This window comes from Bacteroides bouchesdurhonensis, from assembly GCF_900155865.1.
Classification (GTDB): Bacteria; Bacteroidota; Bacteroidia; order Bacteroidales; family Bacteroidaceae; genus Bacteroides; species Bacteroides bouchesdurhonensis.
Window position 1 is genome coordinate 2,632,628 of sequence record NZ_LT707006.1, and the last position, 12,880, is coordinate 2,645,507.

A 12,880-nucleotide genomic window follows, 5' to 3' on the forward strand; every position below is an offset into this window, starting at 1 on the left:
ATATGGCACAAGCAAAGAAGAAACCGTTTGACGGGCTATATGCGCAGTTGGAAGAGGCGGGCGGCAATGTCGTCCTTTTTTCAGCCAAAGGCGAGGCGTCCGTCATTTTTGAAATGACCAACCCCGTACAGCAGTTATGCACCGATGCGGAACAATACCAACTCTTCCAAGACGTGTTTTCCAATGTCGTGCAGACGCTTGGGGAGGGCTACGCCTTGCAGAAACAGGACATCTTCTGCAAGCAGGCCTACCACCATGAAGTGCCGAAAGACGCGCCTTTCTTGACACGGTGCTACTTCAAGTACTTTGAGGGAAGGGAGTTTACGGAAATACGGACTTACCTGATTGTCACGCAGGAGGCACAACGCAACCAGTTCGTGCAGTACGACCCCAAGAAATGGCTGGACTTCCACGCCAAGGTGTCCAAGGTGGACGACATCCTCACGGAGAAACACATCCGGCACCGCAAGCTCAATAAAGAGGAAGTCAACGAGTACTGCCACCGCTTCATGGCGTTCAACTTCCGGCACGGCTCCTTCTCGATGACCAACTTCAAGGCATCGGACGAATACCTGAAAACCGGGAAACGGGTCATCCGTTCCTTCCCTTTGGTGGACATAGACGAAATCAACCTGCCGTCCGTCATCAAGCCATACACGCAGATGAGCGTCAACGGCTATGCCATCGCCACCGACCTGTTCTCATTTTTGACAAATGTGCCCCATTCCGATTGCGTGGTGTTCAACCAAGTGATACAGATACCCGGACAGCGGAAGCTGCTCCGCAAGCTGGAAGCCAAGGCGAAGCGTCACGATTCCATGCCCGACCCAAGCAACAAGATAGCCAAGGCGGACATCGAGGAAGTGCTGGAACGGTTGACCATCGACAGCACGATGCTGGTCTATTCCAACTTCAACATACTGGTAAGCTGCCCGGCAGACAAGATGACACCCGTGACCTCCTTTCTAGAAACCAAGCTGTACGAGTGCGGCATCATGCCCTCCCGTACCGCCTACAACCAACTGGAGCTGTTTACGGACAGCTTCCCCGGCAACGCCTACACCTTCAATCCTGACTACGACCTGTTTCTGACCCTTTCCGATGCGGCACTCTGCTTCTTCTTCAAGGAGCATCTGAAAGCCTCCGAGGTGACACCGCTGACCACGTATTACACCGACCGTCAGGGGCTTCCGGTGTGCATCGACTTTACCGGCAAGGAAGGCAAGGTCAAGATGACCGACAACGCCAACTTTTTCTGTATCGGGCCAAGCGGCAGCGGCAAGTCGTTCCACATGAACAGTGTCGTGCGCCAGTTGCTCGAACAGCATACGGACGTGGTGATGGTAGATACGGGTGACTCTTACGAAGGCATCTGCCGTTATTTCAACGGCACCTACATATCCTACTCCAAGGAGAAGCCCATCTCGATGAACCCCTTCAAGGTAACGCAGGAAGAATATGACCTGAACTTTGGTGAGAAGAAGAACTTCCTCAAATCACTGATATTTCTCATCTTCAAGGGCAACCAGTTCCCCGACAAGATTGAGGACATGCTGATTAACCAGACCTTGGTGGAGTATTACGACACCTATTTCCATCCTTTCACCCACTTCAACGAGCAGGAACGGAAGAACCTGCGGCGGAAATTGTTGCTGGAAGCCCGGATGGAGGATGACATCGAAAAGTACACCAAGGACATGGAGAACATCGAACGGCTGATAGAGAGCGAGGAAGTCATCGTGAAGCCGGAAAGCCGTGCGCTGATGCTGCCCTCGGAAGCCAGACGCTTCAAGCTCATCCGGCAATGCAAGTCGCTGACCGCCCTGAAGAACGACCCCGGAGCGACCCCCTCCGAAAGAGAAAGGGCTTTCCACATCGTGGAGAAGTTCAAGAAAGAGCTGTACGATAACTCGATGCTTATCAAGATAGACAAGCGGATAACCCGCATGGAGGAACAGAGACGCAGGCTGAAAGTGAAGGAACTCTCGTTCAACTCCTACTACGAGTTCGCTTTGGAACGTATTCCGCAGATAATGAAGCAGGACAAAATCGATTTCAAGGTGAACGACTTCGCATCCATCCTGAAACAGTTCTACCGGGGCGGCGAACAGGAAAAGACCCTGAACTCCGACTTGGACGTAAACCTGTTCGATGAGCGGTTCATCGTCTTTGAAATTGATAAAATAAAAGATGACCCCGTCCTTTTCCCCATTGTGGTGCTGATAATCATGGACGTTTTCTTACAGAAGATGCGCATCAAGAAAGGGCGCAAGGCACTGATAATCGAGGAAGCGTGGAAAGCCATCGCTTCGCCCACTATGGCAGAATACATAAAATATTTGTACAAGACCGTCCGCAAGTTCCACGGCATCGCCGGAGTGGTCACGCAGGAATTGAACGATGTGATAGACTCCCCCATAGTCAAGGAAGCCATCATCAACAATTCCGATGTGAAGGTATTGCTTGACCAGTCGAAGTTCAAGGACAGGTACAATGACATCGCAGCCATCCTCGGCCTGACCCCGATACAGAAGCAGCAGATATTCACCGTCAACGCGCTCAACAACAAGGAAGGACGCAGCTACTTCAAGGAAGTGTGGATATGCCGGGGGCAACAGTCGGATGTCTATGGTGTCGAGGAAGCCCCGGAATGTTACTGGGCATACACCACGGAACGCAACGAGAAGGAAGCCCTGAAGATATACCTCGCCCATTACGGGGATTTGCAGGAAGCGATAACCCATATCGAGGCAGACCGCCAACAGGACGGCGGCCCGCTTTATCTGGAGTTCGCAAGGAAAGTCAACCAGAAACAAAAAGTGATGTCATTATGGTAAAGTTACGGTACACACTCATCTTGGTATTTGTAATTACCGCTTCAACCCAAGCCTTTGCCGGCTGGAGAGTGGTGATTGACAAGAACTGCCTGAAAATAGTGGCAAGCAACACCGCTTCCCAAAAGCTGATAGAAGACAAGCATAACCAACGGCTGGATTCCATCGCTTTCAAAAAGAAGAAGGTGGAGCTGTATTCGGTGAGCATGGCCACCATCAAGGAACTCTACAAACTCTCTATGGAAAACGTGTCGGGCTTCGGAGCGGAAAGCCGCTATTACAAGGAAATCGGACTGTGCGCTTTCGATATAGTCCGCAACGTGCCGGAACTGGTCAAGACCGTGAGCAAGGCGAAGTTCTCCAACAAGCTGCTGTGCCTGAACGAGCTGGGCAATCTGGTCGCGGAAACGCAGCAGTTGGTGGGCAATTTTGTGAACATCGTCAACAACGGCAAGGTTTCCAATCCCTTGAAAGGGGAAGCGACCGCAGAGAAGAAGAATGACGGCTACAACCTGCTTGACCGCTATGAGCGGATGTCGCTGGCCAACGGTATCTATACCAACCTGATGGAGATACGCTACAAGGTGGAAGGTATGCTCCTGATGGCGCGTTATGCCACGATGAACGACCTGTTCTTTGCGATAGACCCGGAGGGCTGGGCCAACATCATGACGATGCGCAACAGCGTGGACGGTCTGGTAATGGATTGGAACAGGTTGGTAGCCACTAACAACTGATGAAGGAGGCAGGCTATGAAACACAGGAATATAAAAGTACACGTTTGCAGTTGGGTATTGGCTTTGTCATTCGTACTTCCGGCAAAGTCCTTCGCTTATGTCATCCCGAAAGACCTTCCCACCATAGAAGCCTTGATAGCCCTGCACAAAGCCATCAAGAAAGATGAAGACAAGGCGTTGCAACGGGTGGCAATGAGTTTCGGGGAGCAATCGCTGATAACCAAGGGAGCGGACAAGTTCAATGACGTGCGCACCACCTTGGACACCCGGTTGAGCAATGCGAATTCCTACCTCGTATTAGCCGGTGCCATTTCATCGACCGCCAACTCCTTGTACCAACTTGTAAGGGACTACAAGAACTTTACGACCCATACCTTCAAGTATGTGTCCGACAAACCTTTTGTCGCCTGGTACTATGCCGATGCCAACGTAGCCATCGCCCGTGAGATCAAGCATTGCTACAAGCTCTATGCAACGGTGGCCGCTTCCGGCATCAACCTGATGAAAGCCTCGATGGACGAGAAACTGAATCTGGTGCTGACCTTGAAAACCACCATCGACCGGGCACGCGGCATCATAGACAATGCGAACCTCTACTGCTACCTGGTCACCGACTGCGGATGGAAACCCGATTACATCTGGGAGATACTGAACTCCACCGTCAAGGAAGAGATAGCCAATCGGATCATCAACCAATGGAACAAAGGATATGCGATTTAAGAATAAGATTATCAAGATGTTTTGTGCAATCATCCTCAGCTTTCCTTTAACGGGGAACGCACAGAAAGTAGTCCGTGACAACGAGAAGAAGAAACAGTGGCAGTCAATGGAAAACGGCCCTTGGGACTTCGCCCCGGACTGGTACTATTTTTTCCTGCACAAAAGATATTCAGGAGCGGAAATGTACTGGAAGTGGGCGGGCTTCAACTCCGGTTTCCGGGTACGCTTCAAAGAACCCAAGTCCAACATCAGGCGCATCATGCCTGTTCGTGTGACTTCCGAAGAGACCCAACGGCAGAAGGTCGAAAAGGTGGAAAAGGAACGCAAGTACGTGGAAGAACTCTATAAGGAAGAGCTGCTACGGGAGGCGGACAGAGCCGTGGATCTGATGTACGGTGCCTATAAGAACGAGTTCAACCGTATGCAGGAATGTATTACGGACGGTCTGCTATACTCGATGCGGAAAAGCGGCGGCAAGCTCAAATACCAAGTGGACGAGCTGAGCCGGCAGAACGAGATCCTTTGTGCGGACATAGCCTATATCCACAAGACCGGAGTCGGCTATGGACTGGAGAACGCCAAACGGCAGAAGGCTTACGAGGAAGCTAAGGAGAAGATGAACGAACTGGTAAACCGGACTGCCCATCTGTGTGCGGTGGCGGCCACCCATTATTAAGCAAGAACATAAAAAACGAAGAATATGAATTTACTATTAGTTCCCCTGACCATCGGCCTGCCGGTGATAGACGAAAGTTTAGACAAGTTGTTGGTCGCCATGGAAACCTTCCCGAATGTGGCGGTACTGGGTGATGCGGTCGGGCTGGCGCGTGTCATCGGACTGTGCCTTGCCCTCTGTGTCGGCTCATACGAGTGCTGGATGATGATGCTCGGACGGCGGGGCATGGACGTGATGAAACTGCTCCGCATCATCGGTATCTCCATGTGCATCTCCTCGTCCTCGTGGATTTGTTCCGCCCTGCAGGTACCCGGCAAAGGGCTGGAATCCGCCACCAAAGCGATGGCACACGCCAAGAACAAGGAAGTCGCGGCTTTCGAGTTGAAAGTGGCGCAGAAACAGAGCGAATACCTCGACCGGCTGAGAGCCGTTCAGGATTCCATCTCGACGGCCAAGCAGATAGCGGAGATCGGCGAGGATGCCAATTGGTGGGACAAGCTCATCTACAACGTGGAGAACTTGGGCAACACCATCAACAACTATGCGCAACGGGCGGCGGTGGCCACGGAAACCAAAATCAGCGAATGGATCAACGATGTCATCCGCTTTGTCGGCGAACTGGTGTTCCAGATGTCCTACTACGGCATCCTTGTGGCACAGCGGATATTCATGGCCATCATGATGATATTCTGCCCCATCATGTTCGCACTTTCATTAGCACCGCCTTGGAACTCGGCTTGGAGCCAGTGGATGTCGAAATACCTTTCCCTCTCGTTATGGGGCTTCGTGACCTATATGTGCATGTACTACGTTGACTTCATCCTGCTGTATAATCTCCAACAGGACATGGTGGCCTACAACCATCTGCTTCACGGCTCGGTCAATTCATGGGAACAGATTGGCGCACTGGGATTGCAAGGTATCGGCTCCAACTGCATGTACGCGATGGGTATGCTCGTGGGAGCTTACATCATCCGCTTTGTCCCCGAAGTGGCCTCATGGCTGATACCGGGCGGTGTCAGTTCAGGTGCAGGCTCTGTGGCTGGCGCAACGGCTATGGGCATGACGACAGCAGCGGGTGCGGCAGCCGGAAGCATAGCCGGTTCTGCGGTCGGCGGCATAGCAGGAGGAAAGAAGAAATAACATCAACATACGGAAGAATATGCTTATAGAATCATTAGCACAGAAAACCAAACTTGCCATGATGACGGTACTGGCAAGCATAGCAGGCAGTGTCATCATCTGCGGCTTCACCGTCTGGTGTTGCGTGTCGCTGGTCAACAAGGAGCGGCAGCAAATCTATGTACTGGACGGCGACATTCCGTTTCTTGCGGAACGGGCGCAGTTGGAAGCGAACTTCACGATGGAGGCGAAAGCGCATATCCAACTTTTTCACCAGTACTTTTTCAACCTGCCCCCCGACAACGACTATATCAAGTGGACGGTCGGCAAGGCGATGTATATGGCGGACGGTACGGCCCTGAAACAGAAACAGGCGATGGACGAAAACGGCTTTTACACCGACATCATATCCTCGTCCGCTGTTTGTACCATCATGTGTGATTCCATCCAATTTGACGAACATGAGCGGAAGTTTACCTACTACGGTACCCAGCTCATTAAACGCCGTACCCGTGATTTGAAACGGACGATGGTGACAACCGGCTATATCGAGAACGTGCCGAGGACGAGGAACAATCCGCACGGGCTGATGATTGTAAACTGGAGAACATTGGAAAACAAGGATTTGGATTACTAAAAAGGCATAAGTATGAAATCATTTAAGAAAACGATACAAGACGGTAAGCAGAAGACATGGAATTTCTTCCAATCCCGATTGCAACCCAAGTTGGGTGCTATCGGAACGAGATACCGCTTGGCTGCAAGAATCCGAATGGCCAATGCTTGGGCGATGAAACATCCCAAACGCACCTTTATTTATGTGGTAGGCGCATTGTTGTTCTTTCTGATTGGTGATATAGTTTGGAACGGTAGCCGGGCAGACAAGGCACAAGAACCGAATGTAGCCATCATTGGAAATATCGAACCGGTATTCCAAGGTTTCCATACTATCCAGTCCAACAAGGACATTCACCGGCAGACCCTTATGGAACTGGCAGGTCAAGGGCAGGTCATCCGTCAGGAACTGGACTCGTTGATAGCCAAGCCCCATAAGTCCCATGTGGATTCCATCCATATTATCCGGCAATACAAGCAGTTGGAGAATATTGTCAAATCATTAAAAAACAACGATAAGCCATGATTAAAATCAATTTCAAACAACCCAAGTACATCTTTCCGCTGGTGGTATTCGTGCCGCTATGCGCTTTGGTGTACTTCGTGATGCAGACCTTTGGGGAAGATGGTGAAACGGAGCAGACGGTAGCCACCGACCGCATCAACATGGAACTGCCCCAAGCCAATGCCGAAGAAGCCGGCGACAAACTCTATGAAATGTCACGCCGCTTCGATGACGAGGATGCCTTTACCGCAGTCGGTGGCATTGGCGAAGAGAAAAAGGAAGAGAGTAATTTGGAACACGGTTACAGCGAAGAAGAACTGAACCGTCTGGATGCCGCCGAAGCGGAACGCATCCGCCAGCAAAAAGAGCTGGAGGAACTGGAACGTTCCTTGGCAGAATCCCGAAAGCATATCAATTCATACGCATACGACAATCCACCTTCAGGAGATAACAGACGTAACGGCTACTCCTCACAGGAGGAGTTCGCCAACGACCTTGAAGAGATACAAAGGCGAAGCTATGAGCGTCAGAAAGCCATCGAGAGCGGATTGGGATATGGCAACACGGAGGAGGAAGAAGCCCGGCAAAAGCAACGGGCAGATTCCATTGCCAAAGTTCGGGCAGAGGAAAAAGAACGCAACCGTCCTAATTTGGTCATCAAGTCGAAGGACACCAATGCCGACAAGTTCCATACCGTATCGGCTTCGGATGAAACGGTGGATGCCCGGCTGATACGGGCAATGATAGACCAGACGACCAAAGCCCGTGAAGGCACAAGGCTTCGCTTTAAGCTCTTGGATGATGTGACGGTCAGCGGTACGAAGCTGAAGAAGGGCACATACCTCTATGGTACGGTCAGCGGTTTCGGCCAGCAGCGTGTCCGTGCCACGATTACCAGCATCCTTGTCGGCGACAAGTTCATCAAAGTCAAGTTGTCGGTGTTCGACAATGACGGCATGGAGGGCTTCTATGTCCCCGAATCCGCTTTCCGTGATTTCGTGGAGGATGCCGGGGCCAGTACGGTACAGCAGAACATCAGCTTTGAATCGGAAGACGGTTACGGTTCGGGCATATCGGGAGAGGCAATCGCTCTGCAAGCCTTGCAGAATATGTACAACTCCGCTACATCGGCTATCTCTTCCAACATCCGCAAGAACAAGGCGAAAATCAAGTACAACACCATCGTTTACCTGATTAACTCGGATGAAGCCCGGTAAACAACAAAAAATAATCAGTAACTCAAAAATCATCTAATATGAAATTCAAGATTCTTTCAGCCGTATGCTGTATGCTCGGCTTTATCAGTTCGGCTTTCGCCAACGAGAAAATCTATGTAAACCGCGAGGTAACGACCCACATCGTGATGCCGGAGAACATCAAGTTAGTAGATATTTCCACCACGAAGATAATCGGCAATCAGTGTGCCGACAACATCGTCCGTATCAAACCGTACCAAGAAAACGATTCCATTCCAAGCACAGAATATAAGGAAGCGGAGTTGTTGGGGACACTGACCTTGATCGGTGAACGTCATATCGCCCAGTATGACATTCTTTATACCACTTCTCCGAACATGGCTGCATCCATCTACCAAGTGGCATACAGCGATACGAAATCCTACATCAATCCGGAAGTGTCCATGCCCATGTCTGAAATGGCCCGTTACGCTTGGGCGGTCTATGGCAGCAAGCGCAAGTTCAATCAGGTGGTGTCAAAGGCGCACGGAATGAAAGCCGTTGTCAACAACATCTATTCCATCGGGGACTTCTTCTTTATTGACTACTCGTTGCAGAACAAGACGAAGATAGCCTATGACATCGAGGAAATCCGGGTGAAGCTGACCGACAAGAAAGAAACCAAGGCCACCAATTCGCAGACCATTGAACTGACCCCTGTGTTCTCGCTGAACCACGCCAAGAAGTTCAAGAAGGATTACCGCAACGTGCTGGTACTGCCCAAACTGACTTTCCCGGATGAGAAGGTGCTTCGGCTGGAAATCTCTGAGAACCAAATCAGCGGTCGTGTCATCACACTCACGATTGAATATGAGGATATTCTTCATGCCGATGGCTTTGATTCCGACATCTTGAAAAAGACATCCTATTATCCGTATTACTACATATCCTATTAAGCCATGAAGAAAGTATTATTCCTATTGCTGTGTGCTGTTTTTACATTCAATGTATCGGCACAAGACAAGAAGCTGACGCTCAATGCCGGTTTCCTGTTTCCCAACACGCTGAACGCAACCATCGGTTACGAGCATCCGCTATCCTACGGCAATGCCGTGGAACTGTACGGAGAAGCGGGCAACCATTGGCAACAACCGACAAGTTCCCGTTTTTGGAAAGGCTACTACTGGGATGCCGGATTGGTGTACAAGCACCGTCTGGCCAGATATAAGAACGGGATGCTTCGCTTCCGCTTCGGGCCGCAGTTCGGAGCGGACAAGCGCAAGTTCTTCTTGGGACTGGAGGCAGGGTTTGAGTATAGCTATGTCTTTCAGAACGGTTGGGAGTTTGCGTTGATTCAGAAGAATAACGTGAACTTCATTCATGGGGACACCTTCCGAAACGGACTATTATTGGGCATGAAAATCCCGTTTTAATCTTTAATTCAATCGGATATGGCATTTGAGGAAACAAGGGAACAGCAGCAGATGTACAACTACTTCCGAAGCTGCATCTACATCTTTCTCATCATCGAGATAGTGATGAACCTGCCTGTAACGGCAGACAACCGTATCACGCAATTCATACTGGATTTGTTGGGACGCTTCGCCGTGTTCAACTCCGTTTCCGGTTGCAAGGTCGTGGAACTGGTCTGCATCTGTGTGGTCTGCATCGGCACAAAGGCCAAGAAAGCGTTGAAGTTCAACGTGAAGACAATGGTCATCTACCCGGTGCTGATTGGATTGACCTTGGTCGGACTCTGCTTCGTCTTTCACGGTATGAACTTCGGCATCAGTTGGATGGGATTCCCTGCCAACCGCATCCTCTATGCCGTTTGTTCGGTGGTGGGTACGATGTTGGTGCATCAAGGGCTGGACGGCATCGCCAAGTATTACAACTACAAAGTAGGTGATGACCGCTTCAACTTCGAGAACGAATCGTTCCAACAATCGGAAGCGTTGGCAGGCAACGACTATTCGGTAAACATCCCGATGATTTATTACTGGAAGCGGAAGATGCACAAGGGCTGGATCAATATCATCAACCCTTTCCGGGGAACAATCGTATTGGGTACACCCGGTTCGGGCAAGTCTTTCGGCATCATTGACCCCTTTATCCGTCAGCACTCGGCCAAAGGTTTCGCCCTTATGGTGTACGATTTTAAGTTTCCAACACTTGCCAAGACACTGTTTTATCAGTATTGTAAGAATAGGAAGGCAGGTAAACTGCCTGAACATTGTGGATTCAGGATAGTGAACTTTACCGATGTGGAGTATTCCAACCGCATCAATCCAATCCAACGAAAATACATTCCCGACTTGGCGGCAGCTTCGGAAACGGCGGCAACGCTGTTGGCTTCTCTGAACAAAGGAGGCGGTGAGAAGAAAGGCGGTTCGGAAGCGTTCTTCACCAACTCGGCGGAGAACTTCTTGGCGGCCATCATCTATTTCTTCGTCAACTTCCATCCGGTAGGCTTCAAGAACGGAAAGAAGCTGAAACGGTTCATCTTACACAAGGGAAACAGATTGGAGATTGTCATTCGGAACTGGGATGATTTCAACGCCATAGACAAGGACGGCAACGTGGTGCTGGACTTCATCGACGAGAAAGGGAACGATGTATCTACGGACGAGGATAGGATGTTTGTGGACTTGAACGGCTTCCGCTACAAAGACCATACGGGCAAACTGATAACCATCGACCGCTGCTGGTATGAGGACGAGGACGGCAACGAGGTGGAACCGGACACCATCACGGGTGAGTTTTCGGATATGCCACACGTGCTGTCGTTCTTGGGCAGACCTTACGACCAAGTCTTCAATATTCTGATGCAGGATGATAAGATAGCTTCCCTGATGGCTCCCTTCAAGAGTGCCTACGAGAACAAGGCGAATGACCAGTTGGAAGGTATGGTGGGTACGCTCCGTGTCAATGCCGCCCGGCTGGTATCTCCCGAAGCCTATTGGGTGTTCACCGGGGACGATTTTGACTTGAAGATTTCGGACAAGGCGAACCCCAGTTACCTGGTCATCGCCAACGACCCGGAGAAAGAACAGGTTATCGGCTCACTCAATGCACTTGTCCTGAACCGCCTGATAACAAGGGTGAACTCCAAAGGTAACATTCCGGTGAGCATCATCGTGGATGAGTTACCCACCTTATACTTTCACAAGATAGACCGGCTGATTGGTACGGCACGAAGTAACAAGGTAGCCGTGACATTGGGCTTTCAGGAACTACCCCAGTTGGAGGCGGACTATGGCAAGGTGGGTATGCAGAAGATTATCACTACCTGCGGTAACATCTTCATGGGTGCAGCCCGTAACAAGGAAACACTGGAGTGGGCACAGAACGATGTGTTCGGCAAGGCGAAGCAGACCTCACGCTCCATTTCCATCAACGACCAGAAGGTATCTACCACCATATCGGAGAAGATGGACTACCTCGTTCCGGCGGCTAAGATTGCGGACATGGCGACAGGCTGGCTGGCAGGTCAGGCGGCTCGTGACTTCACGGCTACGGACGATAAGATGCTTGACCGTTTCGACATTGAGCAATCCGAGGAGTTCAAGACCACGAAATACTTCTGCAAGACGCATTTCGACATGCAGAAGATTAAGGAGGAGGAAGAGCATTATGTGCCGCTCCCCAAAATCTATGAGTTCAAGAATGACCGGGAAAAAGAAGTCCTGCTGAACCGTAACTTCAAAAGGGTCAATCAGGAGGTGGAGAATATGGTGAAGGAATTGCTGGGAATGAGCTGATAGCCTATGAGTATGTCAATTACATTACCCAAACTGAGCGGTAGCGCATTGAAGGTCATCGCCATTTTCTCAATGGTGATTGACCATTGCGCTTATTACTTGATGGACGGGAATACGGTACACTATGAGGTGATGCGCTGTTTGGGGCGCATTGCCTTCCCGGTGTTCGCTTTCTTGGTAGCAGAGGGTTTTGCCCATACCCGAAATCGGAAGATATACTTTGGGCAACTGTTGTTTTTTGCTGTGGTAAGTGAAATTCCGTGGTATCTGCTGAATGGTGCAGACGGTACGCACAATGTGATGTTTACATTGGCTTTGGGAGTGGTAGCGTTAGCGGTATTTGAGAAACTGAAAAAGGACAGTACGCTTTGTATCTGTACCATCCTTTTTATCGCTTGGTTCGCCACTTGGTCAGGTGTCGATTATGAGTGGCGGGGTATTTCTGTCATCGTCATCTTCCATCTGTTGGGAACAAGTATGACTCCTTTTCCCTTTGGTAGAACGGCTCAGTTACTTTGTGCCTTTCCCTTGATGATGCACTATGGGATAATAGGTGCCATGCTTGCCTGTATGGTCATCTTCTTGTACGATGGAACAAGAGGATTTATACAAGGAAGCATAGCCAAGTATGGATTCTATGCATTTTATCCAATACATTTAATGATAATTAGGTGTCTGTAATTCAATGATAGAAGGTGTCATTTTTGATGATACATCTGCTCATTGAATTACAGT

12 protein-coding genes are annotated in these 12,880 nt (G+C 50.2%); all 12 read left to right on the forward strand.

The annotated features are described in order from the left end of the window. Nucleotides 1–2: 2 nt before the first annotated feature. Genes CZ225_RS10915 through CZ225_RS10970 form a run of 12 tightly spaced genes read left to right on the forward strand, consistent with a single transcriptional unit; the run spans nt 3 to nt 12,826 of the window. Nucleotides 3–2,837, forward strand: a complete 2,835-nt coding sequence (locus CZ225_RS10915) for a TraG family conjugative transposon ATPase (protein WP_077154063.1) — start codon at nt 3–5, stop codon at nt 2,835–2,837. Next, the gene (locus tag CZ225_RS10920; RefSeq protein WP_077154064.1) at nt 2,831–3,571 is read left to right on the forward strand and encodes a hypothetical protein; all 741 of its coding nucleotides are present in this window, start codon (nt 2,831–2,833) and stop codon (nt 3,569–3,571) included. Before CZ225_RS10915 ends, CZ225_RS10920 begins: the two co-directional genes overlap by 7 nt. A 15-nt stretch (nt 3,572–3,586) precedes the next feature. Beyond that, on the forward strand, nt 3,587–4,291 hold the full coding sequence (locus tag CZ225_RS10925) for a hypothetical protein (RefSeq protein WP_077154065.1): 705 nt from the start codon (nt 3,587–3,589) through the stop codon (nt 4,289–4,291). Nucleotides 4,292–4,307: 16 nt separating this feature from the next. Beyond that, nucleotides 4,308–4,967 carry a DUF5045 domain-containing protein gene (locus CZ225_RS10930; protein ID WP_234983167.1) on the forward strand — a complete coding sequence of 220 codons (660 nt, stop codon included), beginning with the start codon at nt 4,308–4,310 and terminating at the stop codon, nt 4,965–4,967. 24 nt (nt 4,968–4,991) lie between these two features. Then, nucleotides 4,992–6,110, forward strand: coding sequence for a TraJ family protein (locus CZ225_RS10935; protein WP_077154067.1), 1,119 nt, complete (start codon nt 4,992–4,994; stop codon nt 6,108–6,110). Nucleotides 6,111–6,129: 19 nt separating this feature from the next. Then, complete coding sequence (traK, locus tag CZ225_RS10940; RefSeq protein ID WP_077154068.1) at nt 6,130–6,726, forward strand: conjugative transposon protein TraK; 597 nt, start codon at nt 6,130–6,132, stop codon at nt 6,724–6,726. A 12-nt stretch (nt 6,727–6,738) separates the two neighbouring features. Next, entirely contained in the window at nt 6,739–7,230 is a 492-nt protein-coding gene (locus tag CZ225_RS10945; RefSeq protein ID WP_077154069.1) for a hypothetical protein, read from the forward strand. After that, nucleotides 7,227–8,426 (forward strand): conjugative transposon protein TraM, encoded by a 1,200-nt coding sequence (locus CZ225_RS10950; protein ID WP_077154070.1) that lies wholly within the window; start codon nt 7,227–7,229, stop codon nt 8,424–8,426. The genes CZ225_RS10945 and CZ225_RS10950 overlap by 4 nt, the downstream gene beginning before the upstream one ends. A 38-nt stretch (nt 8,427–8,464) precedes the next feature. Further along, nucleotides 8,465–9,340: a conjugative transposon protein TraN gene (gene traN, locus CZ225_RS10955; RefSeq protein WP_077154071.1), complete on the forward strand. Its 876-nt coding sequence runs from the start codon at nt 8,465–8,467 to the stop codon at nt 9,338–9,340. 3 nt (nt 9,341–9,343) lie between these two features. After that, complete coding sequence (locus CZ225_RS10960) at nt 9,344–9,817, forward strand: hypothetical protein (protein ID WP_077154072.1); 474 nt, start codon at nt 9,344–9,346, stop codon at nt 9,815–9,817. Nucleotides 9,818–9,835: 18 nt separating this feature from the next. Further along, nucleotides 9,836–12,145: a type IV secretory system conjugative DNA transfer family protein gene (locus CZ225_RS10965; protein WP_077154073.1), complete on the forward strand. Its 2,310-nt coding sequence runs from the start codon at nt 9,836–9,838 to the stop codon at nt 12,143–12,145. A gap of 12 nt (nt 12,146–12,157) precedes the next feature. Continuing rightward, the gene (locus CZ225_RS10970) at nt 12,158–12,826 is read left to right on the forward strand and encodes a TraX family protein (protein WP_200800547.1); all 669 of its coding nucleotides are present in this window, start codon (nt 12,158–12,160) and stop codon (nt 12,824–12,826) included. Nucleotides 12,827–12,880 lie beyond the last annotated feature (54 nt).